Genomic DNA, 26,126 nt, shown 5'->3' with positions numbered 1-26,126 from the left:
CTGGCAAAGGTAGATAAATTTTCTACAAAAAACGACCGAGAGAGAAAGGTATTCTGCTTTTCGGTCGTTTCTTTTGCTGGCTGATTATTTGTGTCAAATATTAAAGTACTTTCTTGAAGCGTTCCAAGAATTCCTTTGCTTCATCCATGCCGAGGCACAGAGGCGGCAGCAGGCGAAGTACATTCGTACCGCTTACACCGGTGAATACATGCTGCTCTTTCAGTAGTCTTAGGCGCAGTTCCTTGATGGGTTCTTCAAATTCCAGCCCTATCATGAGTCCGCGTCCGCGAACGTCCTTGATTTGAGGGAATTTCTTTAGTTCCGTTATCAGGAAGTTGCCGACTTGGGCTGCATTCTCTATCAGGTTTTCCTGCTCTATCACATCCAGCACGGCAAGGGCGGCACTGCAAGCTAGGTGGTTTCCACCGAAAGTGGTTCCAAGTTGCCCGTATACTGGTGTAAACATTGGGCTGATGAGTACGCCTGCCATCGGGAAACCATTGCCGATGCCTTTTGCCACGGTGATGATGTCGGCTTTGATGCCGTTGTACTGATGGGCGAAGAACTTGCCGCTGCGTCCGTAGCCGCTTTGGATTTCATCGAGAATCAAGACCGTGTTGTGTTCCGTACAAGTCTGGCGGAGAGCCTGCATGAATTCGTCTGTCGGCAGTTGGATGCCGCCTACACCTTGTATGCCTTCGATAATCACTGCGCAGACATCTCCTTTGGACAATTCGGCCTTCATGGCTTCGATGTCGTTCAACGGGAGGTAGGTGACGTGCCCGCAGTTGTTGATGGGAGCGATGATTTTAGGATTGTTCGTTACTTCCACCGCCAGTGAGGTACGTCCGTGGAATGCTTTTGAGAAGGATATCACACGGGTACGGCCATTGTAGAAGGAGGCGAGTTTCAAGGCGTTTTCATTGGCTTCGGCACCGCTGTTGATGAGGAAGAATGAGTAGTCGTCATAGCCACAGACTTTTCCCAAGCGTTCTGCCACTTGCTGTTGCAGCTTGTTAATTACTGAGTTTGAGTAGAATCCTAACGTAGCAACTTGGTTACTCACCATCTCTACATAATGTGGATGTGCATGTCCGATTGAGATGACTGCATGGCCACCGTAGAGGTCGAGGTATTCGGTACCGTTCTCGTCCCATACATGGCAGCCTTTTCCTTTGACGATGTTGATGTCAAAGAGAGGGTATACGTCGAATAAATTCATTTTTTTTAGAATGCAGAAGGTTTCAACCGTAATCCTACGGTCTCTTCCAGGTTAAACATTAAATTCATGTTGTGGACTGCTTGTCCGCTGGCACCTTTCAGGAGGTTGTCGATGCAGGAAATGATAAGCAGCTTGTCACCGTGCTTCTCCAGGTGGATGAGGCATTTATTGGTATTCACCACTTGTTTCAGGTCAATGTTCTTTTCCACGACAAATGTAAAGGAATCTTTGGCGTAGTATTCTTCGTACATACGGATGATTTCTTCCAGAGCCACTTTGGTCTTTACTACGATGGTAGTGAAGATACCGCGCGGGAAGTCACCCCGGTAGGGGATAAAATCTATTTCTGCATCGAAACTGTTTTGCAGCTGGCGGAGTGATTGCTTGATTTCGGGCACGTGCTGGTGCTCGAAAGCTTTGTAAACACTCATGTTGTTGTTGCGCCAGCTGAAGTGGCTCGTGGCACCCGGTTTCACTCCGGCACCCGTACTTCCGGTGATGGCATTCACCATGATGTCATCATTCAGCATCAGGTGCTTGGCGAGCGGCAGCAGCCCCAATTGTATGCAGGTGGCAAAGCAGCCCGGATTGGCTACATGCTTTGCCTTGCAGGTGGCGCGGCGGTTCAGTTCCGGCAAGCCGTAAATGAAGTCGTGGTCAGGAGAGGCTATGCGGTAGTCCATGGAGAGGTCGATGATTCTCAACTCCTCGGGCACGTTGTGGCTTTCGAGGAATTTTCTCGTGTCGCCATGTGCCGTACAGAAAAACAGCACGTCGATTTCTTCCAACGGAAGCTGGTCGGTAAATACCAAATCTGTTTCACCGTACAGTCCTTCGTGTACATCAGTAATTTTGTTGCCGGCGTTGCTTGAACTGTTTATGAATACGATTTCCGCTTCCGGATGGTTGAGCAGTAAACGTATCAGTTCGCCTGCCGTGTATCCGGCTCCGCCGATGATTCCTACTTTAATCATTTCTATAATATCTATTGGATTCTTCTGGTATGATAATCAATAATATAATGTATATAATTACACCTGCAAAAGCAGTAAAGACGGTAGCGAACGTATAAACGATGCGTACTAAAGATACGTCAAGTCCGAAAAAAATTGCCAGTCCTGCACATACACCGGAAAGTATTCTTCCGGTTCGGGGACGTGTCAGTTTCCGTTTCTTGTCCGTCATTTAGATTTTCTCGTCTTTGTGATTTGAATAATATGCACGCAGTGCCGTGGAGGTTACTTTGATGAATCCCTTGGCATCTTCTGCCGTCCAGCCTTTCTGCATTTCGCCGTATTCGCCGAACTTGTTTTTCACAAGGTCGTCCTTGCTTTCTACACCTACGGTAGAGAAGCAGAGTGGGTGAAGCTCGAGGATAGCCGTACCGTTTACGTTGCGTTGCGAGGATTCCAGCATGGCTTCGATGTCGCGCATTACCGGTTCCAGATATTGGCTTTCGTGCAGGAACATGCCGTACCAGTTGGCTACCTGGTCCTTCCAGTATTGCTGCCATTTGCTCAAGGTATATTTCTCCAGGAACTTGTGTGCGCCGATAATCAGCATGGGTGCGGCAGCTTCGAAGCCTACACGGCCTTTGATACCGATAATCGTGTCGCCTACGTGCATGTCGCGGCCGATGCCGTATGCTGCACCGATCTCTTCCACTTTCTGGATGGCTTTGATGGGATCGTCGAATGTCTCGTCGTTCACGGCTTTTAGTTCCCCCTTCTCAAAAGTGAGGCGCAACTGCTCGCTGCCCTCTTTGGTGCAGTGTTTCAGGTAGGCGCTTTCGGGCAATCCTTGTGCAGAATCCAGAATCTCACCACCACAGATGGAGGTGCCCCACAGACCCACGTTATAGGAGTATTTCAGTTTGGTGAAGTCGGCGGCAAAACCGTGTTGGTTCAGGTAGTCAATCTCTTCCTGACGGCTCAGTGCCATGTCGCGTGTCAGCGTAATGATTTCCACGCCCGGAGCCATGACGAGGAAAGTCATGTCGAAGCGAATCTGGTCGTTACCCGCACCCGTAGAACCATGAGCGATGGCATCGGCGCCGATTTCGTTGGCATAGCGTGCAATGGCCAGTGCCTGGAAGATACGTTCGGAACTTACGGAGATGGGGTAGGTACCGTTACGCAGTACGTTTCCGAATACCATGTATCTTAGGCTTTTTTCGTAGTACTCTTGCGTCACGTCAATGGTGACGTATTCTTTGGCACCCAGCTTGTAGGCATTCTCCTCGTTAGTCTTCAACTGTTCGGGGCTGAAACCGCCAGTATTGGCACAAGCTGCATATACTTCGTATCCTTTTTCTTTGGCAAGATACATGACCGTGAATGAGGTATCCAAACCGCCGCTGAATGCGACTACCACTTTTTTCTTCTTTTCCATATCCTTATATTTTTATATTTTATCTTCTTCGTGCAGCTTCGGGTCGTAAAGCATTGCTGTGCAGATGCAGAATTTACGGTTCTTGGCTACCAATATATCATGGTTGATACAGCCTTCGCAACCTTTCCAGAAGGATTCGTCATCGGTTAGTTCGTTGAAGGTGACGGGCACATATCCTAGCTCGGTATTCATTTTCATGACGGCAGCTCCACTGGTGAGACTGAAAACTTTGGCATTGGGCCAACGTAGGCGTGCCAGGCGGAAAGAGGCGGTCTTGATACGTTTTGCCAGTCCCAGTCCCCGGTATTTGGGGTGTACTATCAGACCGGAGGTTGCTACATATTGCTTGTTGCCCCAGCTCTCTATGTAGGTGAAACCGGCAAAATCGTCTCCACACAAGGCTATGATGGCCTTTCCTTCTTTCATCTTAGTAGCTACGTATTCGTGTGTGCGTTCTGCGATGCCCGTTCCGCGTACCTTGGCAGCTTCCCGGATGGTATCCAAAATCTTGTCCACGTAAACTTCATGTGAGGCGTCAGCCACCATCACATCAATTTGTTTCGAATCCATTTCTTATTTAATTTCTTGTTTTTTGTTGTTATCTATCATTTAATGTTCGGGATGATTTGCGATAGGAAGCTGCGTACCTCGTCATGTGACGCCGCTTCGTGCACCACCAGCATGATGGTGTCATCTCCGGCAATGGTACCCAGAATGGCGGGACACTCCCGGTTGTCGATGTCGTAGGCCATGCTGCTGGCATATCCGGGCCGGGTACGGATGACGGCAATATTGCCCGAAAATTGAAGTGAAACGAATCCGCTTGTCATCAACATCTCACTTGCACTCTGGTCGTTCGAACGTTTATACATGATGTTGTTGGGCAGCACATATACGTATTTACCGTTCATGTTCGCTGCTTTCGCTACTTTCAGCTGTTTCAAGTCGCGTGACAAGGTGGCTTGTGTCAGTTCAAAGCCTTCCTTGCTCAAAGCTTGCAACAGTTCTTCCTGAGAACTGACGTCTTTGCTTGAGATAATCATCTTGATGGCGTCTAACCGATTGGCTTTTTTCTTCATTTTCTGTATAATTATTCTAAGGGTGGCGCAAAATTAGGGATTATTTCGGAAAGAATATGCAAAAAAGAGAGTTTTTTTATTCTTTTTATACATCGGGTGTACTGTATATATTGTTTTTGTTCTCTTTGTTGCAGCCTTGTTTGTCTGTTCTTTTACGTTGTTGGAGATTGTTTCTGTATGTCTTTGGTAAATGTTAATAATATGGAATAGATATGCAATTGCCAAATCTGACACCCTTTCAATCAAAAACTGTACAAAAAGTAGGGGGATAATCTCCTATTTTTGTATCGTTGAATAGCAACTAAAACTAATTACCATGAAACAATGCTTTTTTGCGGTCGACTTGGGGGCTACCAGTGGTCGCACAATTCTGGGAACTTTTACTTCGAATGGTTTGGAAATGGAAGAAGTAAACCGTTTCCCAAATCATCTGATTGAAGCTGGCAGACATTTTTACTGGGATATTTATGAACTTTACCGTCATATTATTGAAGGGCTAAGGATTGCCGCCCGTAAAGGTGTAGAAATAACTTCCATCGGTATCGACACTTGGGGAGTAGATTTTGTCTGTGTAGGTAAGGATGGGGGATTTCTTCGCCAGCCGTATTCCTATCGTGACCCTCATACGGTGGGTGCTCCGGAAGCGTTCTTCACACGTATACCTCGTAGCCATGTGTATGGATGGACGGGGATTCAGGTGATGAATTTCAACTCCTTGTTCCAACTTGATACATTACGCCGTAATCATGACAGTGCATTGGCAGCTGCAGATAAATTGCTGTTTATGCCTGATGCTTTGAGCTATATGTTGACCGGTCAGATGGTAACGGAGTATACTATTGCCAGTACGGCACAGTTGGTAAATGCCAATACCCGCAGGCTGGAGGATGCCTTGCTGCTGGAGATTGGACTGACACAAGCTCATTTCGGGCGTTTTGTCTATTCTGGTGAAAAAATAGGGGGCTTGACGGAGGAAGTACAACGAATAACCGGACTTGGCGCTGTCCCCGTGATAGCTGTTGCCGGGCATGATACGGCTTCTGCTGTTGCTGCCGTACCTGCCATGGACCGTAATTTTGCTTATCTAAGTAGTGGTACTTGGTCTCTGATGGGAGTGGAGACGGATGCTCCAGTCATTACTGCTGAAACAGAATCCTTGAATTTTACGAATGAAGGCGGTGTGGAAGGAACCATTCGTTTGTTAAAAAATATTTGTGGTATGTGGCTGCTTGAACGTTGCCGTACCGAATGGGGGGAAATCCCTTATTCCGAACTCATCGTTGAGGCTGGTACTTGTGAACCATTCCGTAGTCTAATTAATCCGGATGATGCTTTGTTTACCAATCCGGCGAATATGGAGCAAGCCATCAAGACCTATTGTTCCGATTATCGTCAGCCTATTCCCATGACACATGGACAGATAGTACGCTGTATCTTTGAGAGTCTTGCTTTGAGATACCGTCAGGTGCTGGATAGCCTGCGAAATCTTTCACCACGTCCGGTGGAGGCTTTACATGTTATCGGTGGCGGTAGCCGTAACGAACTGCTTAACCAGTGGACAGCCAATGCTGTCGGTATTCCCGTGATTGCCGGACCTTCCGAAGCTACTGCTATCGGTAACGTTATGGTTCAGGCATTGGCTGCCGGAGCAGCTAGAAACATTGCTTCCATGAGACAGCTCATCAACCGTTCCATACCATTAAAGACTTTCTATCCGCAGGATATGGAGGATTGGAATACCGCTTACCTGCACTTCAAGCAATTGACGATGACTAATTATAATGGATAATGATTACCAATAACTTATAACTCATAATCAAATCACGTATCATGAAAGAAGAATTGATAAACAAAGCGTATGAAATTGCTAAAGAGCGTTACGCAGCTCTCGGATTGGATGTAGAAAAAGTAATGGAGCAACTTCAGAAAGTGTCTATCTCCATGCATTGTTGGCAGGCCGATGATGTTCAGGGATTCGAATCTGCCGGCTCATTGACCGGTGGTATCCAGACAACAGGAAACTATCCCGGTAAAGCCCGTAATATGGAAGAACTGCGTTCCGATATTTTGAAAGCTGCTTCTTATATCCCCGGTAAGCACCGTTTGAATTTGCATGAGATTTACGGTGACTTTGGCGGTACCTTCGTAGATCGCGATCAGGTAGAGGTGAAACATTTCGAAAGCTGGATGCAATGGGCAGCCGAGAATGGTATAAAATTGGATTTTAATTCCACTTCTTTCTCTCATCCGAAGAGCGGTAATCTTTCTCTGGCTCATCCGGACCAAGGTATCCGTGACTTTTGGGTCGAACATACTAAACGTTGTCGTGCCATTGCCGAAGAAATGGGGCGCCGCCAGGGAGATCCCTGCATCATGAATCTTTGGGTGCATGATGGTAGCAAGGATATCACTGTAAACCGTATGAAGTATCGTGTGCTTTTCAAAGATTCTCTCGACCGTATTTTTGCTACGGAATACAAGCATATGAAGGACTGCCTTGAATCGAAGGTGTTTGGCATAGGTTTAGAGAGTTATACAGTAGGCTCCAATGAATTCTGTATGGGCTATAGTGTACAGCATCAGAAACTTATTACCATTGATACCGGGCACTTCCATCCTACGGAAAGTGCTGCAGACAAGGTGTCTTCCATGTTGCTCTTTGTCCCTGAGCTGATGCTCCACGTAAGCCGTCCGGTACGTTGGGATTCTGACCATGTAACTATCATGGATGACCCCACTCTTGAACTTTTCCAAGAAATTGTCCGTTGCGATGCACTGGACCGTGTACACATTGGTCTTGATTATTTTGATGCTTCCATCAACCGTATCGGTGCTTATGTAATCGGTACCCGTGCGGCGCAGAAATGCATGTTGCGTGCGTTACTAGAACCATTGGCAAAGCTTCGCGAATATGAGGCCACCGGTCAAGGTTTCCAGCGCCTTGCTCTGCTCGAAGAGGCTAAGGCTTTGCCTTGGAACGCTGTTTGGGACATGTTCTGTCTGAAAAACAATGTTCCGGTAGGTGAGGAGTTCATCGCTGAAATAGAGAAGTATGAAGTTAATGTAACCTCTAAAAGAGGATAGGAAACCCTTGTAACTGACAGAAATGGAAATAATATTAGGGTTATTGATTATTGCCATCGGAGCATTCTGCCAATCCAGTTGCTATGTACCCATTAACCGCATCAAGGAGTGGAGCTGGGAGTCGTATTGGATTGTACAAGGTGTTTTCGCTTGGCTGGTTTTTCCGTTCTTGGGCGCGTTGCTGGCAGTACCTGCCGACAATTCGCTGTTCGAGATTTATGCAAACAATCCTGCGGATACGCTTTGGACTATGTTCTTCGGAGCTTTATGGGGAGTGGGGGGACTGACGTTTGGTTTGTCTATGCGCTATTTGGGCGTAGCTCTTGGGCAGTCTATCGCTTTGGGTACTTGTGCCGGATTGGGAACGATATTGACTCCGGTATTTACTGGTAAGGCAGGAGATTTGACAACATCGGTTATTGTTGGTGTAGTGGTCACGTTGGTAGGTATTGGCATTATCGGTCTGGCCGGTAGCATGAAGTCTGCCAGCCTGAGCGAAGAAGAGAAGAAGAAGGCCGTAAAGGATTTCAATTTTACTAAAGGTATTATTGTAGCCCTTCTTGCCGGATTTATGAGTGCGTGTTTCAGTATAGGATTGGGTTTTGGAGAGAAACTCTGTTTTGCTGAAAGTGCGGATATATTCAAGACACTGCCTGCTACATTGATGGTGACACTGGGTGGTTTCATTACGAATGCCGTCTATTGTTTCTATCAAAATTCCAGGAACAAAAGTTGGGGCGATTATGGCAAGAAATCCCTTTATGTAAACAATGTCTTGTTTTGTGCTTTGGCCGGTGTGTTGTGGTACAGCCAGTTCTTTGGTCTTAGCTTGGGTAAGGGATTCCTTGCTGCCTCTCCGGTATTGCTCACATTCTCGTGGTGCATCCTGATGTCGTTGAACGTAACGTTCTCCAATGTTTGGGGTATCCTTTTGAAGGAATGGAAAGGGTGTACACCCAAGACAATTACAGTGCTTGTCATAGGCTTGGCAGTCTTGATAATTTCTTCTTTCCTGCCACAGTTGCTGGGGTAAGTTTAAATACCTATCTTTGAATATAAAACTAAAATATATCTGCATATATGAAATCAATTCTAGAAAATCGTCCGGCGCTGGCTGCGGAAGTTAATAAGGTGGCTGAGGTGGCTGGTTATCTCTGGCAGAAAGGTTGGGCAGAACGTAATGGGGGCAATATTACGGTCAACATCACTGAGTTTGTAGACGATGAAATCAAGGCTATGTCCGCCATTAGTGAGGTGAAATCAATCGGTGCTACTTTACCTTATTTGAAAGACTGCTATTTTTATTGCAAAGGCACCAACAAGCGTATGCGCGATTTGGCCCGTTGGCCGATGGAGAACGGTTCGGTCATCCGCATTTTGGATGACTGTGCCAGCTATGTCATTATAGCCGACCAGTCTGTACAGCCTACATCGGAACTTCCTTCCCATCTTAGTGTACACAACAATCTGATAGCGAAAGGTTCTCCCTATAAAGCTTCGGTGCATACGCATCCTATTGAGCTGGTAGCCATGACTCACAACAAGAAGTTTCTGGAAAAAGATGTAGCTTCGAACCTGCTTTGGAGTATGATACCGGAAACAAAGGCTTTCTGTCCCCGCGGTTTGGGCATCATCCCTTATCAACTTCCCAGTTCGGTAGAATTGGCTGAGGCTACCATCCGCGAACTGGATGACTATGATGTAGTGATGTGGGAGAAACATGGTGTGTTTGCTGTGGATGTGGATGTGATGGCTGCTTTCGACCAGGTGGATGTACTCAATAAATCCGCCCTTATTTATATCGCTGCCAAAAATATGGGTTTTGAACCGGATGGTATGAGCCAGCTTCAAATGAAGGAAATGTCCGTAGCGTTTAATTTGCCCAAATAATTGTTTTAACAGATAGTGTGTAATTATGTATAGAATGATATTGAATGAGACCTCTTATTTCGGTGCCGGCTGTCGCGAAACGATTGCCGTGGAGGCTGCCCGCAGAGGTTTCAAAAAGGCTTTCTTTGTAACGGACAGAGATTTGATCCGTTTCAAGGTGGCTGATAAAGTGATTGAAGTTTTCGAGAAGAACAGTATACCTTATGAGCTCTTCAGTGATGTGAAGGCCAATCCTACCATTACCAATGTACAGAATGGTGTGGCTGCTTTCAAGGCATCCGGTGCCGATTTTATCGTGGCTTTGGGTGGCGGCTCTTCCATTGATACGGCAAAAGGTATTGGTATTGTTGTGAATAATCCGGATTTTGCAGATGTGAAGTCTCTGGAAGGTGTGGCGGATACTCGTCAAAAGGCTGTCCCTACTTTTGCTTTACCTACTACGGCGGGAACTGCTGCTGAGGTGACCATCAATTATGTTATCATTGACGAAGAGGTCAAAAAAAAGATGGTTTGTGTAGACCCTAATGATATTCCGGCAGTAGCTATTGTTGACCCGGAGCTGATGTATTCCATGCCGAAAGGATTGACTGCTGCAACCGGTATGGATGCACTGACTCATGCCATAGAAAGCTATATAACGCCGGGTGCATGGGCTATGTCGGATATGTTCGAACTGAAAGCCATTGAAATGATTGCTGTCCATTTGAAAGCTGCCGTAGACAATGGCAGCGATCCGGTTGCCCGCGAGGCCATGTCTCAAGCGCAATACATTGCCGGTATGGGGTTCAGCAATGTCGGTCTGGGCATCGTTCATTCCATGGCCCATCCTTTGGGTGCCCATTATGACACTCCGCATGGGGTGGCCAACGCATTGCTTCTTCCTTACGTAATGGAGTATAATGCAGCGTCCCCGGCTGCTCCTAAATATGTCCATATTGCGAAGGCGATGGGAGTCAATACGGAAGGTATGAGCGTGGAAGAAGGTATATGTGCTGCTATTGCTGCTGTCCGGAAATTGTCTTTAAGTATTGGCATTCCACAGCGGTTGCGTGAAATCAATGTTAGGGAAGAGGATTTGCATCAATTGGCTATCGATGCTTTCAATGATGTCTGCACCGGTGGCAATCCGAGACCTACATCTGTGGAAGATATAGAAGCTCTGTATCATAAAGCTTTTTAAGGCAAGCGCTATTTTAGGTTACATGTCTATTCCCGTCCGTGATGAATAATATTCGCTGCGGACGGGATTTTTCATAAATAATCTCTATTTTTGTTCCGGAGCTATTATGGAAGGCACGTGTTATGACTAAAAATTATAATGATTTAGGAGTAGAGTTTAAGTACCTTATTGTAAATGACATGGACCAAAAATATGGTCTTTGGGTAAATACTGTGGGCTTTCAGTCTATCCAGCCTAATTCTCCTTATCCGTTGAAAGATCATCCTACCGGTTATTTTTTCAATGCGCAGAAAGGACGGATTCTACGCGAGTACCAGTTGGTCTATATCACTAAAGGGAGGGGGGTGTTCTCCTCGGAGACCACGCCAGAGAAGCAAGTGTGCAAAGGACGACTGATGGTGCTGTTTCCTGGTCAGTGGCATACATATTATCCTTATGTGCAGACGGGTTGGAATGAATATTATATTGGTTTCGAGGGAGCTGTGATTGATGATATGGTGAAAGGTGGTTTTCTATCGAAAGAGAATCAAGTGTTGGAGGTGGGGTTGAATGAAGAGCTCGTTTCACTTTTCTCTCGCGCTTTGGAAATTGCGGAAGCTGATAAGATTTCTTCCCAGCAATATCTTGCCGGAATTGTGCTACATATGATAGGGATGATATTGTCCATCTCTAAAAACAAGATTTTCGAAGTGGGTGATGTCGATCAGAAAATAGAGCAGGCTAAAATCATCATGAACGAGAATGTATTCAAGGATGTTGACCCGGAAGAACTGGCAATGAAGTTGAATATCAGTTATTCTTGGTTTCGCAAAGTATTTAAGGATTATACCGGCTATGCTCCTGCAAAATATTTCCAAGAGCTAAAGTTGCGTAAGGCTAAGCAATTGCTGGTGGGTACTTCTTTATCGGTGAAAGAAATCTCTTTTATGCTCGACTATAAGTCTACCGAGCATTTCTTCTCCTCGTTTAAGAAACGTACGGGGTTCACTCCATTGGAGTATCGCTCTTATGGTCGGGAAACCGGAGGAGAGGAGGTATAAAACAAAAAAAGACTTAACTTCTAAAAGTTAAGTCTTTTCTGTCGGAATGAGGCGACTCGAACGCCCGACCCCTACGTCCCGAACGTAGTGCGCTACCAACTGCGCTACATTCCGATTGCTTTTGAAAAGTGGTGCCACCAGGAATCGAACCGGGGACACAAGGATTTTCAGTCCTTTGCTCTACCAACTGAGCTATGGCACCTTTTTCGTTTGCGGGTGCAAAGATAAAGAGTTTTTTTTATACCGCAAGGCTTTTTGAGGAAAAATATCTAAAAAAGGTGCCTCTTGCTCTATGGAGCGAGGCACCTTACTTCTAAAAATCATTTGCTATCGAAGACATCAGTCGATATTCGGATTGATGCTGTGCCAGTCTTTGATGGCAGGCAGTACACCCATTTCTATCACCTCGTCACGAAGTGTGCAGAGATGGGCATAGCTTTCTTTCAGTTTGGCTTCTTCTTCGGGCGTGCCGTTCAGTTCCTTATAGTGTACACCGTCTTTGGTAATTTCAGTTTCCATTGCCATCATGATGTGGTCGAAGCCGTGGCTGTGTACATATGTACCGGCAGGCCAGCGGAACGGTTTGCCACCCATAGCTGCAGCTATCATTTCGATGGAGACGTATGCCGGGCTCTGGAAGGAAGAACGTCCACGGAGGGCGATGATGTTGGCACCGCCTTTGGTTACCTTAGTCTGGATTTCGATCCACTGTTCTTTAGTCAAGGCGGGGGTACCGATGATATCAAGTAACGGTTTACCGTCCACCTTGGCGGTAGAGGCATATACAGCCATCTGTTCACCATGACCGCCGTAGGTACGGCAATTTTCGATTTTGTCGGGGGCAATGCCGAAGTGCTTGGAAAGTTCACTGCGCAGGCGGGTGCTGTCGAGGGCAGCCAGTGTGGTCACTTGTGAAGGTTTCAGGCCGGAATACAATAGGGTAATCAGACCGGTGATGTCGGCAGGGTTGAAAATGACAACCACGTGCTTCACATCCGGACAGTAGGCTTTTACATTCTTACCGAATTCTTCGGCAATAGCGGCATTGCCTTTCAAAAGGTCTTCGCGGGTCATGCCGGCCTTGCGGGCGGCACCGCCTGATGATACCACATACTTGGCACCGGTCAGCGCTTCTTTGATATCGGAGGTAAATGTGATGTTCATTCCTTCGAATCCGCAGTGGAACAGCTCTTCGGCCACACCTTCCAGTCCGGGAGCATAAGGGTCGTACAGACATAGGTTGGGAGTGAGATGCATCATGATTGCAGTCTGTGCCATGTTTGAACCGATCATGCCGGCTGCGCCGACGATTGTCAATTTGTCATTTGTCAGAAATTCCATAATCTTTTTTATTTAAAGGTGAGTAATATCTTTTCTTGCTGATTGTCACGATACAAAGATAACCCTTTTTGAAGAGAGTTGTTCATAGAAAAAAGTTATCTTTTAGAGCAAAAAGTTATTTCTTCTTTCCGAACTGCTGTATTGTACCTAAATTACTTATCTTTGTTGGGAAAATGAAGATAAGTAAGAAACTATGAGCATTGAGTTAGGAAAGTACAATACGCTGGAAGTGGTGAAGGAGGTAGCCTTCGGCATGTATCTGGACGGTGGCGAAGAAGGTGAAATTCTGCTTCCGTCGCGTTATGTCCCCCAAGACTGTAAGGTGGGAGACAAACTGAACGTTTTTATATATCTTGATAACGAAGAACGTCTGGTAGCCACTACTCTGACACCGTTAGTGCAGGTCGGGCAGTTTGCCTGCTTGGAGGTGGCGTGGATAAACCAGTATGGTGCTTTCCTTAACTGGGGATTGATGAAGGATCTTTTCGTCCCCTTCCGCGAACAGAAAATGAAGATGCAGGTGGGAAAGAAGTATGTGGTTCATGCCCATTTGGATGATGAAAGCTATCGTATCGTGGCATCGGCCAAGGTAGACCGTTATCTTTCCAAAGAGAAGGCCGCCTATGAGTCGGGGCAGGAGGTGGATATCCTGATTTGGCAGAAGACGGATTTGGGATTCAAGGCGATCATCAACGATGAATATAGCGGCTTGCTATATGAGAGCGAGATATTTCAGCCACTGCACACGGGCATGAGGATGAAAGCCTATGTGAAGCAGGTACGTGAAGACGGCAAGATAGACCTGCTGCTTCAAAAACCGGGGCAGGCTAAAGTAGAAGATTTCTCAGCTACGTTGCTGGACTATATCCGTGAACAGGGCGGACGGATAGCTTTGAATGACAAGAGTCCGGCAGAAGAAATCTATGCAACTTTCGGTGTCAGCAAGAAAACCTTCAAAAAGGCTGTGGGAGATTTGTACAAAAAACATCTGGTTGTATTGGAGGAAGATGGAATCAGGATTAGGAATTAGTCCCAGTCATTAGGAATTTCCCTACTTGTAAATAGAGACAATCATTAGGGAGGGGAATTTCCTCTCCCTATTTTTGTCGTACAATAAAAAAAGAAAAGTCATGATACGTCATTTGATATTAAGTGTTTGTCTAGTTCTGGTAGCGTTTCCCGCAATAAAAGCGGCGCCCATAGACGGAATCCGTATAGAAAGTCCATATCGTAGAGTGGTGGTACTGGTCGACGGACAGCAGGTTTGCCTGCCTACTTTCAGTTGTTTTGTAGCCAATCTGCGTGGTAGTTGTCGGGTAGAGGTTTATGAAGCGCCATCCCGTGGGGAGAATTCCCGAAGAGGAAAACTCCTATATGATGAACGTGTGCATTGCTCCATCAATGAAGTGGAAGATATTTTCATTCCAGAGGACAAAAGACCTGGTGGAAACTGGGGTACTTCTAATCATCACAAGCCTGGCAGACCCGGTGACAGACCGTTAGGAGGCGAGCTGCATGAACCGGTGATGTCACCATCTGCCTTCGAACAGTTTATGGGGCTGATGGAAAAACAGAGTTTCGATTCAGACCGTAAGGAAGTGCTCGACCATGCCTTGCTGACCTCTTGGTTCACTACTGACCAGTGTATCCGTCTGATGGATTTTTATCGTTTCGACAGTGAAAAGAAACAGTTGATGAAGAAGATTTATCCTAAAATAGCCGATAAACCGAATTTCTATTATGCGATAGACAAGCTGACCTTCTCGTCGGACAAGAACGAGATAAATGCCTTCATCAAACAATATCATGAGAAGAATAACTAAAAAAAGGAGGGATTATGAAACGGATTATATTTATATTTCTTGCCGCTATGATGAGTACAGCTGTTTGTAGTGCGGCAATGAGCAACAGCAAAGTGCGTAAAGAGACCCGTTTTCTTACGGACAAGATGGCCTATGAATTGAACCTGAGTACAGAACAGTATAATGACGTGTACGAAATAAACTATGATTTCATTTCCGGTATACGTTATCTGATGGATGACGTTCTTCGGGGGGAGGAATGGGCATTGAATCGCTATTACGATTATCTGGATGTGCGCAATGACGACCTTCGATGGGTGCTGAATAACCGGCAGTACGGCCGTTTCATGCAGGCCGCCTATTTTTACCGTCCGGTTTATGTAAGTGGTGGTCGTTGGTCTTTTAGGGTTTACATCACTTACACCAACCATAATCATTTCTATTTCCCGCGGCCGTATCATTACCGTACATATTGCGGTGGGCATTATCGTACGCACTATCACAACAGCTATTATCGCGGTCGTTACCATCATCCGCACTATACCGGTTCGTGGAGTATTCGGAATGATAAGTCGTACCACACCAGCCGCCGTTCAGATTTCGGTTCGGTGAACATCCGCCCTAATTCGCATAAGCGTCCGGCAGGCAGGGATGATGTATATACCACGCGACGTAGCAACGGTAGTAATAATCGCATTAGCACAGGTACACGTAACAGCAGTACGCGACGTAGTAGTGTGGATAGTGGCAGAAAGTCGAGTAAAGAGAAAATAGAAACCACAAGAACTAAAAATAATGATAAGAGCCCCAGCCGTAGCAGGGTAAAGACGGCAAGCAAGGAAAGAAGAAATGCTTCCGGCGTACGGAGTTCCGAAAGCCGTCGCAGCAGCTCTTCAAGCACTACCCGCAGTTCTACCGGCAGTAGCTCTTCCCGCTCTTCGGAAAGGAGATAGAAGAACAAAAAACTCCCCTCTTGTCAGCCTGGAGGCAGGGAGAGGGGAGAATCAAACACAACAACTAAAATTATACTTCTTTTTTTATTCAATCGGTTCTCCCTTATAGAAATCCAGAATCTTGGTACGGAACAGATAGTCATACTTGGCTTGCAATTCGTCTGATTGGGATTTCATAAGGTTCTGTTTTGCTTCATTGTATTCTACGGCATTTGCTTTTCCGTTCTCATACTTTTCGCTCATCAGCTTGAAAGACTCTTCGCTGGCAACGGTGGCTGTATGGCTACTGGTATATTTGCTTTCGGCAGCAGCGGCGTTGTACCATGCTTGTTGGATTTCCTTATAAAGTGTCTTCTTGGCATTATCCAATTGCAAGGCATAGTTTTCACGTTGCAGGCGTGCCGTGCGTACCCGGTTACGGGTAGAGAGACGGTTGAAAATAGGTACGCTGAGGTTGAATCCTACATATTTGTTGAAGTTATCGTTCATCTGCTGGCTGAAAGTACGGTCGATGGTAGAATAGTAATTCGTACCGAGACTACCGTTCAGGCTCAGTTGCGGGTAGTAGTTGCTCTGGGCGATGCGGATGCTGTGCTTGCTACCCTCCAGACGGAACTGTGCAGCCTGGATGGAGGCTTTACTTACCATAGCTGTTTGGAATATTTCATCTGGAGGAGTGAGAGGAACCAGATTCAGATTGACTGCCGGAGATTCCAGATTGAACCCTTCTGGTGTTTCCAGTTCGATAAGCTGGCTAAGGTCGAGCAGGGCTAACTTATAGTTGTTGTTTGTCTGCACTACATTCATCTCGTCTTGTGCCACACGTGCTTTGGCTTCTGCCAGTTCTGCCGGAGAGGCTTTTCCCAAGTCGGCAAGCCGGCTGATGCGGACATATTGCTCTTTGCTCAATTGCACTTGTCCCAACGCCACCTGGTGGAGCTCTTCATTGAACAGCACCTGAAGGTAGGCCGAAGCTATATTGATGGCAATGTCTTCCTTGGCTTTGTCCAGGTCGGCAATGGCAGCTTTGAGGTTTAGTTTGGCCAATGCATACTGGTGGGGAATTTCCAGACCGGTAAAGATAGGTATGCTGGTATTGACAGACATATTAGTGCCGTGGCTGCTGGTGTTGACGTATACAGTGGAATAGTCTCCCGTATCCTCATTTTTGATGGCTGTTTGCGTACGTCCCCAGTTCCAGCTCTGGCCGGCACTGGCATTCAGGTTCGGCAGTCGTGCCCATTTGGCTGTATTTACTTCGACAGCACTCTGTTCGGCAACGTTGGCTGTCTGGCGGATACTGATGTTATGCTCGATGGCATAGTCTATGCATTGGCGTAAAGACCATCGTTCCTGCGCCTGCACTGAGATACTGCCGAATATTGCGAGGTATAAGAATATCTTTTTATTCATATCGTATATCTTTTTAAGCTATTCCGTTTGTTAATCCTTTTTCTCTGCACCGCGAATCTTATCCTGGGCACTGATACCGCTTTTGATGGCAATCTTTATGCCGTCACTCATGCCGACCTGGATGGGGCGGCGTTCGAACTTCTGTACCGGTACGCTGTCCGTCATTACGTATACAAAGGTGCTGTCACCATTGAATTCAATGGTACTTTCCGGTACGGCAAGCGTTTTCTGGGCACGGTCCAATACGATTTCTGCGTTGGCAGAATAGCCGGAACGTATCTGTACGCTGTCCGGTGCGGCAATGGCAGCTTTGATTTCAAACTGGTTGGCACCGTTTTCTTCCACACCTTTCGGGGATATGTATTCCAGCGTGGCGTCGAACGAAAGATTCTGCAGGGCACCGATGGTCAGTTTCACCGGCATGCCTTCGTGCACACGGCCCACTTCCGTTTCGTCAATGTTGCCGCGGAAAATCAAATCGTTCATGTTGGCAACGGTAGCGATGGTGGTTCCGTCATTGAAAGTGTTACTCATGATAACCGAGTTACCGACTTTGATGGGTACATCCAGAATCAGACCGGTAATGGTGGAACGGATCAGGGTACTACTGAAAGAGGCGCTGTTCTTGGTGATGCCTTCCTTTACAATTTCCAGGTTATCTTTTGCTGTCTGCAGTTCCTCGCGTGCCTGCTTCACGCTTACTTCCCCTTTTTCGTACTCTTCAGCGCTGATAAGCTTGTCGTTGTACAGTTTCTGGGTACGGGCGAAATCCGTTTCGGCTTGGGCAGCGTTGATTTCCGCCAATCGTACGCGGCTTTCGGCAGAGTTCAATTGTCCCAGTTCGGGTATCACCTTTACTTTGGCAAGCACTTCCCCTTGCTTCACACTTTGTCCTGCTTCCTTGTATACTTCGGCAATGATACCGGAAATCTGCGGCTTGATAAGGACTTCATCTCTCGGTTCCACTTTGCCGGTGGCTACGGTAGTCTTTTCAAGGTCTGTCACTTCCGGAACTATCGTTTCGTATACTGTTACTTTAGGTTGGGACTTCTGGTACAGAAAAACGAATGTCCAAATGAATAAGGCAGCAATTACTACCAATAATGCGATTTTCAGAAACTTCTTTGTTTTCATCTTATATTTACGATTTAATTATTTACGATTGATATAGCCATTATTTCATGGCTTACGGTTAGTGGTCTCTCTATAAGTTTATTCATCCCTGATGGCTTCAATTGGCTTGATTGCCATGGCGCGATAGGCAGGTGCCAGTCCGGCAAGCACTCCTAATGCGATGAGGAGGATGCAGGTTCCGATAGCCAGTCCGAATGAAACCTGGTAGTGGGTTTTGATAACTCCAGGGTCATTGGCGGCCTTTTCAAGTATTTGCAGTACAAATACGGCAAAAGAAATACCTGCCATACCCGCTATAGTGGTCAGCACCATGCTTTCCGAAAGAATTTGTTGCAGAATGTCTTTAGGACGGGCACCTATGGCACGGCGTATGCCTATTTCCGTTGTGCGCTCCTTGACGGTTACCATCATGATATTCGATACGCCGATAGCTCCGGCAAACAGCGTCCCCAAACCTACCATCCAGATTAGAAAGCGCACTCCAATCATCAGGTTGTCCATCATGGAGAACATAGCTTCCGCATTCAGAAGCATGACGGCTTGTTTGTCATCGGGAGCAATGTAGTGCGCCGCTTTTACAAGACGTTCCACTTCGGGCTGCACGTCTTTCACTTTTACTCCCGGTTTCATGATGAAACATACTACATGCAGTTTCTTTCCGAGGTTGTAGGTCTGTTGCATGGTGGAAAAAGGCAATGTAATGGCTTCAGAGGCCTGCCCTTGTATATTGACATTGCCTTCGGATGAACACATTCCGATAACCCGGTAATAGATACCATTTACCCGGACATATTTGCCGCAGGGGTCTTCACCGGGTTTGAAGAGGCTTTCATAAACACGTTTGCCGATTACACACACTTTACGCGACTCTTTAATGTCGACATCATTGATGAAACGTCCATAGGTCATCTCTTGATGTTCTATCTGTTCATATTCGGGATACAAGCCTTTCACACTACAGTCGTACTTGTTGTCTCCGTAGACAGCCACTTGTCCCCATAAGGCAATGGAAGGCGTGGCAAGCGCCACACCGTCCACATTGCGTACACGGTCTACATCTTCCATCTCCAAATCCCACCATCGTCCTTTGCGAAAACCTTTATAAGCCTCGCTTGTCTTTTGTGCAGCGATAAAGCCCGAGTTGGTTGCAAATCCTTCGAACTGGGATTTTAGTTCTTCCTGCATGCCCTGGCCGCCACCGATAAGCGCCACCAGCATAAAGATACCCCAGAATACGCCGAACGCCGTAAGCAGGCTTCTCGTTTTGTTCCTTGTTATTGTGATGAGGATTTCCTCACACGTATCTATGTCTATTCTCATAATCTTTAATCTGCTCTAAGTGCTTCAATAGGACTGATACTTACCGCTTTCTTAGCCGGGAAGAACCCAGCCAACGTACCCGCTATGATAAGGGTCAGGGTAGCTTGGATAGCAATACTGAGGTCTACGGTGGGATCGGAGAACATGGTCTGCTGGAACATGCCGGCATCCATCGTCTGGCTACCGAAAGCAGAGTTCATCCATTCCGTCACCCCGATGCCTGCCACCATACCGATATAACCGAATAGCGTAGTGATAGTCACGCTTTCCACAATAATCAGCCAAAGGATGGAGAAAGGTTTTGCTCCCAATGCCTTACGGATACCAAATTCCCGGGTACGTTCTTTCACGGTAATCAGCATTATGTTCGACACGCCGACAATCCCACTCAACAGTGTGAAGATACCGATAACCCAGATTGCAGTCCGGAGGATACCCATTGCATTCTGTGTCTGCAGATAGTTGGTGAAACGATTCCATATCCATATGGCGCTCTCATCTGTGGGGTCAAAGCGGTGATTGGTGGCAATAGCCTTGCGGTATTCTTTTTCAAAGGCTTCGTTACTTTCTATGCTGTGCAGGTTCTTGGTTGTAAAGATGATGTTATTCAGCTTGTCTCCTTTATTATAGATGGTCTGCAAGGTGGAGAAGGGGATATACGCTTCGTTTGCCTCGCGGTCTCCCTGGTCATTGTAGAGGCCTACTACTTGATAGGCCACTCCACTGGCATTGACAAATTGTCCGATGGGTTCAGTATGCGTTTTTCCGAAAAGGATATCTGCAGATTTCTTATGGAGGATGATGACTTTACGTCGGTCTTTCAGGTCGTTGTAGTTGATGAAACGTCCGTCCGCTGTTTTCACGGTTTCCACTTCGGTGTAGTTGGGATATACGCCCAGCAGAGAGATATTGATATATTCTTGTCCGAAGCTGACGTTTACATTACTTTGACGCACGGTGGCACCGGCACTGATGACATTTTCAGTGAATTGCTTCTCCGTGTCATCCATGTCCCGGTTGTCCAGTTGGACGCGGCGTCCTTCTTTCAGACCGTCGTATGACTTGGTGGTCCAGCCGGGGAAGATGCGGATAGAGTTCAAGGCACGCTCCGACGCATTTTGCTCGAAGGCATGTATGATACCGTTTCCGGCTCCGAGCAGCACGATGAGCATGAAGATTCCCCATGCCACGGCAAAGCCCGTCAGGAATGTACGCAGTTTGTTGCGTTTGATGGTTCCGTATATTTCTTGCCAAAGGTCTATCATTGATAATTAAAAATTAAGAATTAAAAATTAAAGGGGGAGGGGGCTCTTCCTTTATTATTTCATGAATCCGTCTTTTCCGAACGGGCTTGCATCGTGGTTCAGATTCGTCTCGATGCTACCTATGATACCGTCTTTGATATGGATAATCTTGTCCGTCTGGTTGGCAACACCGCTTTCGTGGGTCACGACTACGATGGTCATGCCCGTATCGTGCAGTTCCTTTAGAATCTGCATCACCTCTACGGAAGTCTTACTGTCGAGCGCGCCGGTAGGTTCATCGGCAAGGATAATCTGCGGTTGGGTAATGAGGGCACGGGCGATGGCTACACGTTGTTTCTGTCCACCGGACATCTCATTTGGCATGTGGTGTGCCCACTCTTTCAGCCCCAGGCGGTCCAGATATTCCAGTGCCAGCGCATTACGTTTGCGGCGGCTCACTCCTTGATAAAAGAGAGGAAGCGCCACATTCTCCACTGCATTCTTGAAGGAAATGAGATTGAAGGACTGGAAGATGAAACCAATCATACGGTTGCGGTACTCGGCTGCCTTCGTTTCGCTGAGGTTCTTGATGAGGGTACCGTTCAGATAATATTCCCCCGTGTCGTAACTATCCAGAATACCCAGTATATTGAGTAAAGTGGACTTTCCCGAACCCGATGAGCCCATGATGGAAACAAATTCGCCTTTCTGAATGTCGAGGTTGATACCTTTGAGCACATGCAGCGGTGCTCCGTTGTTGTAGGTCTTGTTAATGTCTTTTAGTTGTATCACTGTTTTCCCTGTTTATTGCTTTACTCTTATTAATTTTCACTATTAGACGCAGCAATGCTACGAAAAGTTGCAAAAGTTGCAAACTTTTTTAAAAAAAGATTTTGCAGTGTCGTTTTTCTTTGTGATTTTTGTAACCATGAATGTGATTAACTAACCCTTTAAACAAAAGTAATATCATGAATTCAAACATGGAAAAGCCCTATGTAGTGGGCATTGACATAGGCGGAACAAACACCGTCTTTGGTATTGTAGACGCACGCGGAACTATTATTGCAAGCAGTTCCATCAAAACCGGAGCTTATGAGGACGTCAATGATTACGTAGACGAAGTTTGCAAGAATCTGTTGCCGCTCATTATTGCCAACGGTGGAGTAGACAAGATAAAAGGTATCGGTATCGGTGCTCCTAACGGAAACTATTACAGCGGTACTATTGAGTTTGCCCCGAACCTTCCCTGGAAGGGTGTAATTCCTTTGGCTGCCATGTTTGAAGAGCGCTTGGGTATCCCTACCGCTTTGACAAACGACGCCAATGCTGCCGGTATCGGTGAAATGACTTACGGTGCGGCTCGTGGTATGAAAGACTTTATCATGATAACTCTTGGCACCGGTGTAGGTAGCGGTATCGTTATTAACGGTCAGATGGTATATGGCCATGACGGTTTTGCCGGAGAGTTGGGACATACTATTATCCGTCGTGAAAACGGACGTCTCTGCGGATGCGGACGTCACGGCTGTCTGGAAACTTATTGTTCGGCTACGGGTGTGGCGCGTTCTGCACGTGAGTTCTTGACCAAGAGTACCGAACCGAGTTTGTTGCGCGACATTCCGGCAGAAAACATTACTTCCAAGGATGTGTATGATGCAGCGGTGAAGGGTGACAAGATTGCTCAAGACATCTTTGAGTTTACCGGAACTATCTTGGGTGAGGCTTTGGCCGATTTCATCGCTTTCTCCAGCCCGGAAGCTATCGTACTGTTCGGCGGTCTGGCAAAGGCGGGCGACTATATCTTCAAGCCTATCCAGAAAGCCATCGACGACAATGTATTGAATATCTACAAAGGTAAGACCAAGTTGCTGGCTTCCGAGTTGAAGGACTCTGATGCTGCAGTGCTGGGTGCCAGTGCGTTGGGCTGGGAGCTGAGAGATATCAAGTAATCAATATTAGGGAAACTGATAAAGGAGGGGATATGTCAAAACTCCCCTTCTATCGAAATCACCCTCGCTACACCTATCTGTGGCGAGGGTGATTTTTAGTTTATGAGAGTTTCGACACACCTTTTTTTCTTTAGTGGCACATATTCCTCAGCAATAAAGTTATGCACAAGTTGCTTCCACACTTCCACCCATTCTCTGTATCCCTTTGTTCATCGGGGTTGCGGATGCTGTGGAAGCAACTTGAAAAGGTGGAAGCACAAGTTGCTTCCACCTTAAATTTACGCCAAATAATCTATTAATATCTTGTAGTACAATAAATTAATAGGATATGGAGCAATTTGCCAATATCGTGTAAACAAGCTATTGGTTTCCTGCAAACACGGTATTAACTTCGTAAAAGCCCGTGCGATAATAGGTGGAAGTCAGGCTTTTGGTATGGATAAGATAGGTATTCAGTATAGGCAAGCTATGCATATGAGAGCTGTTTAACGGCCGTGAGGCGTTCGCCTAACGGCCATAAAGCACCTTGTTGACGGTCGTTAGCAGAGCGCCTCACGGCCGTTGGGCGCTGATAAACTAACATATCAGCAAGAAGAAAGGCTTATGTGAAAGGAAAGGAGCGCAGGCTTTCAGTGTTTGGAATGAGGTCGTAGTAGTGGATAGAGTATTGCATGGTGTGTATGCATATTGTGTATATCACTAAAAAAGGGAAACCGACATTGTCAGTTTCCCTTTTTTATTTCGAAATAGGAGTCTGGAATTAACCGTTAACTCTTTTTTCTTTGATTCTTGCTTTCTTACCGGTAAGAGCGCGCAGGTAGTACAGTTTAGCGCGACGAACTTTACCCACTTTGTTCACTTCGATGCTGTCGATAGCCGGTGATTCAATCGGGAAAATACGTTCTACGCCTATGGTTCCTGACATCTTACGTACTGTAAAACGCTTCTTGTCTCCATGTCCGGCAATCTTGATAACAACACCACGGTACAGCTGTACACGTTCCTTGTTACCCTCGACAATACGATATGCTACTGTTACAGTGTCACCTGCCTTGAAGCTCGGGTGCTGTTTTCCGGTAGCAAATGCTTCTTCTGCAATTTTAATTAAATCCATTGTTTTTATTATTAAATTGTTTCATCGTTACAACGCAACATACCAGGCTTCTCTCTTGGTGTCCTGACAGCGATTGCGCGAAAGCGGTGCAAAGGAACGAATTATTTGCCAGATACACAAGTGCTTCAAGCTTTTTTTCGCCAGTTGGGATGATTTTTGAGTGTTTCATTCTGCTAAACGCAAGTCTAAATAATCGGTTAATTGTGTGGCTCAGTCGCAAAAGAAAAGTATATTTGTAGCAATTTAAAACTAAATGAATATGAAGAAACAAACTTTCAGTCTCCTTGCGGGGGCAGTGTTGGCGGTTGCGCTTCTATTGGTTTCCTGCCATTCTTCCTACGAAGTAACCAAGGTAGAGGGAGGCAGAATTCCCATGAACTCTGTCTGGGATGCCGAGCCGGATGCCGAAGCCGTGGCTCTGCTGGCGCCTTACAAGGCCCGGATGGACAGCGTTATGTATCATGTGGTGGGAACCGCAGAAATGTCGATGGACAGATTCCGGCCCGAAAGCCTTTTATCCAATCTGATTGCAGATGTACTGCGTGAGGCTGCGGTGGAAGTGCTGGGCAAACCGGCCGATATGGGGCTAATCAATATCGGTGGAATCCGGAACTCCCTGACGGAAGGAGACATCACTACCGAAAACATCTATGAGATATTGCCTTTTGAGAATTCGCTCTGTGTGCTGACGATGAAAGGCTCTGCCATGAAGCACTTGTTTGAAAACATTGCGGTGAGACTTGGTGAAGGGGTGAGTGGTATACAGTTGGAAATCAGCAAGGATGGCAAGCTGCTCCAGGCTTCCATTGCCGGCAAGCCGGTGGAGGATGACCGTGACTATACGGTTGCCACGATTGATTATCTGGCTGATGGAAACGATGGAATGACGGCTTTCCTGCAGGCGGATAAAAGGGAGTGCCCGGATGGGGCTACACTGCGCGGTCTGTTCATGAAGTATGTGGAGAAGCAGACGGCAGCCGGCAAGAAGGTGACTTCGCGCATGGAGGGAAGAGTGGTCGTTAAAGAGTAAGCATTAAAAAAACAGAAGTTCTATGAAACATATATATTCCTTGGCAGCCCTGCTGCTTTTCATGCTCCCCGCATCGGCACAACAAGAGGAGCGTGTCATTACTGAAGAACCCCTTTGCCTGGTGTCCACCGATTCTGTATCGTCCGGCCAATCCGGAAAACAACTGTTTATCCTGCATACCAGCGATATGCACAGCCGTATAGAACCCATCAGTGCCGAGGCTGCCGACGAGTATGCCGGGATGGGCGGTGTGGTGCGCCGTGCCGGTTTTGTAAAGCAGTTTCGCGGCAAGCATCCGGATATGCTGCTGCTGGATTGCGGAGACATCTCGCAAGGCACCCCTTATTACAACTTTTTCAAAGGCGAGCTGGAGGTCAAGATGATGAATCTCATGGGTTATGATGCCATGACGATAGGTAATCATGAATTTGATTTCGGACTTGAGAATATGGCGGAATTGTTCCGTATGGCGGATTTTCCCGTGGTCTGTTCCAATTATGACGTGACGGGTACGGTACTCGAAGGGCTGGTGAAGCCTTATATCACCTTGGTGCGCGAAGGGGTGAAAATCGGAATCTTCGGCCTGGCCCCCAAGATGGAAGGGCTGGTGCAGGCGGATAAATGCGTAGGCATTGTCTACAACGACCCGATAAAGGTGGCCCAGGAAATGACAGACCTTCTCAGGGAGAAGGAGAATTGCGAGGTTGTGATTTGCATGTCTCATTTGGGTATCCGCAGTGCAAATCCCGAAGGCGCTTCCGACGAGAACCTGGTAGGCAAGACGCGTGGCATTGATGTCATTTTGGGAGGACATTCGCATACTTTTATGGAAAAGCCTGCCGTTTATCTGAATGCGGACGGCAAGAGCGTTCCCGTGCTGCACACCGGAAAGAGTGGCATCTACGTAGGAGAAATGGTACTTACTTTAACTGAAAAATAG

The 26,126-nt window shown here is 46.7% G+C and carries 25 protein-coding genes and 2 tRNA genes; 12 read left to right on the top strand and 15 right to left on the bottom strand.

All coding sequences use genetic code 11. The features are described 5' to 3' along the window. Window positions 1–100: 100 nt before the first annotated feature. Genes DW947_RS14840 through argR form a run of 6 tightly spaced genes read right to left on the bottom strand, consistent with a single transcriptional unit; the run spans window position 101 to window position 4,692 of the window. A complete protein-coding gene (locus DW947_RS14840) occupies window positions 101–1,222 on the bottom strand; it encodes an aspartate aminotransferase family protein (protein ID WP_005825124.1) in 1,122 nt (373 codons plus the stop codon). Between the two features lie 5 nt (window positions 1,223–1,227). Further along, window positions 1,228–2,196, bottom strand: a complete 969-nt coding sequence (gene argC, locus DW947_RS14835) for an N-acetyl-gamma-glutamyl-phosphate reductase (RefSeq protein WP_005834778.1) — start codon at window positions 2,194–2,196, stop codon at window positions 1,228–1,230. Next, window positions 2,189–2,407: a PspC domain-containing protein gene (locus tag DW947_RS14830; protein WP_005834779.1), complete on the bottom strand. Its 219-nt coding sequence runs from the start codon at window positions 2,405–2,407 to the stop codon at window positions 2,189–2,191. The genes argC and DW947_RS14830 overlap by 8 nt, the downstream gene beginning before the upstream one ends. Beyond that, window positions 2,408–3,613, bottom strand: a complete 1,206-nt coding sequence (locus DW947_RS14825) for an argininosuccinate synthase (RefSeq protein ID WP_035449833.1) — start codon at window positions 3,611–3,613, stop codon at window positions 2,408–2,410. Between the two features lie 12 nt (window positions 3,614–3,625). Further along, a complete protein-coding gene (locus DW947_RS14820; protein ID WP_005825115.1) occupies window positions 3,626–4,183 on the bottom strand; it encodes a GNAT family N-acetyltransferase in 558 nt (185 codons plus the stop codon). Between the two features lie 35 nt (window positions 4,184–4,218). Continuing rightward, the gene (gene argR, locus DW947_RS14815; protein ID WP_005825113.1) at window positions 4,219–4,692 is read right to left on the bottom strand and encodes an arginine repressor; all 474 of its coding nucleotides are present in this window, start codon (window positions 4,690–4,692) and stop codon (window positions 4,219–4,221) included. A 316-nt stretch (window positions 4,693–5,008) separates the two neighbouring features. On the opposite strand from argR, the gene DW947_RS14810 reads away from it, so the two are divergent. From DW947_RS14810 to DW947_RS14785, 6 genes are all read left to right on the top strand, one after another. Continuing rightward, window positions 5,009–6,481 carry a rhamnulokinase gene (locus tag DW947_RS14810; RefSeq protein WP_117963063.1) on the top strand — a complete coding sequence of 491 codons (1,473 nt, stop codon included), beginning with the start codon at window positions 5,009–5,011 and terminating at the stop codon, window positions 6,479–6,481. A 41-nt stretch (window positions 6,482–6,522) separates the two neighbouring features. Further along, complete coding sequence (locus DW947_RS14805) at window positions 6,523–7,776, top strand: L-rhamnose isomerase (RefSeq protein ID WP_005834780.1); 1,254 nt, start codon at window positions 6,523–6,525, stop codon at window positions 7,774–7,776. Window positions 7,777–7,798: 22 nt separating this feature from the next. Beyond that, entirely contained in the window at window positions 7,799–8,809 is a 1,011-nt protein-coding gene (locus tag DW947_RS14800; protein WP_016274087.1) for an L-rhamnose/proton symporter RhaT, read from the top strand. 47 nt (window positions 8,810–8,856) lie between these two features. Further along, a complete protein-coding gene (rhaD, locus tag DW947_RS14795; RefSeq protein WP_117963065.1) occupies window positions 8,857–9,666 on the top strand; it encodes a rhamnulose-1-phosphate aldolase in 810 nt (269 codons plus the stop codon). A gap of 25 nt (window positions 9,667–9,691) precedes the next feature. Then, window positions 9,692–10,846 (top strand): lactaldehyde reductase, encoded by a 1,155-nt coding sequence (gene fucO / locus DW947_RS14790; RefSeq protein WP_008662885.1) that lies wholly within the window; start codon window positions 9,692–9,694, stop codon window positions 10,844–10,846. A gap of 122 nt (window positions 10,847–10,968) precedes the next feature. Continuing rightward, window positions 10,969–11,886: an AraC family transcriptional regulator gene (locus DW947_RS14785; protein ID WP_005834782.1), complete on the top strand. Its 918-nt coding sequence runs from the start codon at window positions 10,969–10,971 to the stop codon at window positions 11,884–11,886. 41 nt (window positions 11,887–11,927) lie between these two features. Here the strand turns inward: DW947_RS14785 and DW947_RS14780 are convergent. From DW947_RS14780 to DW947_RS14770, 3 genes are all read right to left on the bottom strand, one after another. Next, a tRNA-Pro gene (locus tag DW947_RS14780) sits at window positions 11,928–12,000 on the bottom strand. 15 nt (window positions 12,001–12,015) lie between these two features. Continuing rightward, a tRNA-Phe gene (locus DW947_RS14775) sits at window positions 12,016–12,088 on the bottom strand. A gap of 137 nt (window positions 12,089–12,225) precedes the next feature. Beyond that, window positions 12,226–13,227 (bottom strand): malate dehydrogenase, encoded by a 1,002-nt coding sequence (locus DW947_RS14770; RefSeq protein WP_117963073.1) that lies wholly within the window; start codon window positions 13,225–13,227, stop codon window positions 12,226–12,228. A 193-nt stretch (window positions 13,228–13,420) separates the two neighbouring features. Between DW947_RS14770 and DW947_RS14765 the strand changes: the two genes are divergently transcribed. From DW947_RS14765 to DW947_RS14755, 3 genes are all read left to right on the top strand, one after another. After that, window positions 13,421–14,257: a S1 RNA-binding domain-containing protein gene (locus DW947_RS14765; protein WP_005834783.1), complete on the top strand. Its 837-nt coding sequence runs from the start codon at window positions 13,421–13,423 to the stop codon at window positions 14,255–14,257. A 100-nt stretch (window positions 14,258–14,357) separates the two neighbouring features. Beyond that, a complete protein-coding gene (locus DW947_RS14760; protein WP_117963075.1) occupies window positions 14,358–15,050 on the top strand; it encodes a DUF4476 domain-containing protein in 693 nt (230 codons plus the stop codon). 14 nt (window positions 15,051–15,064) lie between these two features. Then, window positions 15,065–15,982: a hypothetical protein gene (locus DW947_RS14755; RefSeq protein ID WP_005834784.1), complete on the top strand. Its 918-nt coding sequence runs from the start codon at window positions 15,065–15,067 to the stop codon at window positions 15,980–15,982. A gap of 84 nt (window positions 15,983–16,066) precedes the next feature. On the opposite strand, the gene DW947_RS14750 is transcribed toward DW947_RS14755, so the two are convergent. The 5 genes from DW947_RS14750 to DW947_RS14730 form a co-directional block, all read right to left on the bottom strand. Continuing rightward, entirely contained in the window at window positions 16,067–17,395 is a 1,329-nt protein-coding gene (locus tag DW947_RS14750; RefSeq protein WP_117963077.1) for a TolC family protein, read from the bottom strand. Window positions 17,396–17,425: 30 nt separating this feature from the next. Beyond that, a complete protein-coding gene (locus tag DW947_RS14745; RefSeq protein WP_005834785.1) occupies window positions 17,426–18,529 on the bottom strand; it encodes an efflux RND transporter periplasmic adaptor subunit in 1,104 nt (367 codons plus the stop codon). A gap of 78 nt (window positions 18,530–18,607) precedes the next feature. Beyond that, on the bottom strand, window positions 18,608–19,849 hold the full coding sequence (locus tag DW947_RS14740) for an ABC transporter permease (protein WP_005825074.1): 1,242 nt from the start codon (window positions 19,847–19,849) through the stop codon (window positions 18,608–18,610). 5 nt (window positions 19,850–19,854) lie between these two features. Continuing rightward, a complete protein-coding gene (locus DW947_RS14735; RefSeq protein ID WP_005825072.1) occupies window positions 19,855–21,114 on the bottom strand; it encodes an ABC transporter permease in 1,260 nt (419 codons plus the stop codon). Between the two features lie 54 nt (window positions 21,115–21,168). Continuing rightward, window positions 21,169–21,885: an ABC transporter ATP-binding protein gene (locus DW947_RS14730; protein WP_005825069.1), complete on the bottom strand. Its 717-nt coding sequence runs from the start codon at window positions 21,883–21,885 to the stop codon at window positions 21,169–21,171. 176 nt (window positions 21,886–22,061) lie between these two features. On the opposite strand from DW947_RS14730, the gene DW947_RS14725 reads away from it, so the two are divergent. Continuing rightward, on the top strand, window positions 22,062–23,042 hold the full coding sequence (locus tag DW947_RS14725; RefSeq protein ID WP_005825067.1) for an ROK family protein: 981 nt from the start codon (window positions 22,062–22,064) through the stop codon (window positions 23,040–23,042). Window positions 23,043–23,802: 760 nt separating this feature from the next. On the opposite strand, the gene rplS is transcribed toward DW947_RS14725, so the two are convergent. Continuing rightward, a complete protein-coding gene (gene rplS, locus DW947_RS14720; RefSeq protein ID WP_004292313.1) occupies window positions 23,803–24,156 on the bottom strand; it encodes a 50S ribosomal protein L19 in 354 nt (117 codons plus the stop codon). A 259-nt stretch (window positions 24,157–24,415) separates the two neighbouring features. Between rplS and DW947_RS14715 the strand changes: the two genes are divergently transcribed. Then, on the top strand, window positions 24,416–25,186 hold the full coding sequence (locus DW947_RS14715) for a 5'-nucleotidase C-terminal domain-containing protein (RefSeq protein ID WP_016273980.1): 771 nt from the start codon (window positions 24,416–24,418) through the stop codon (window positions 25,184–25,186). A gap of 22 nt (window positions 25,187–25,208) precedes the next feature. After that, window positions 25,209–26,126 carry a bifunctional metallophosphatase/5'-nucleotidase gene (locus DW947_RS14710; RefSeq protein WP_057281336.1) on the top strand — a complete coding sequence of 306 codons (918 nt, stop codon included), beginning with the start codon at window positions 25,209–25,211 and terminating at the stop codon, window positions 26,124–26,126.

This window comes from Bacteroides sp. AM44-19 (genome assembly GCF_003603395.1).
In the GTDB taxonomy this organism is placed as follows: Bacteria; Bacteroidota; Bacteroidia; order Bacteroidales; family Bacteroidaceae; genus Bacteroides; species Bacteroides uniformis.
This window is presented reverse-complemented; position numbering and strand designations above follow the sequence as displayed.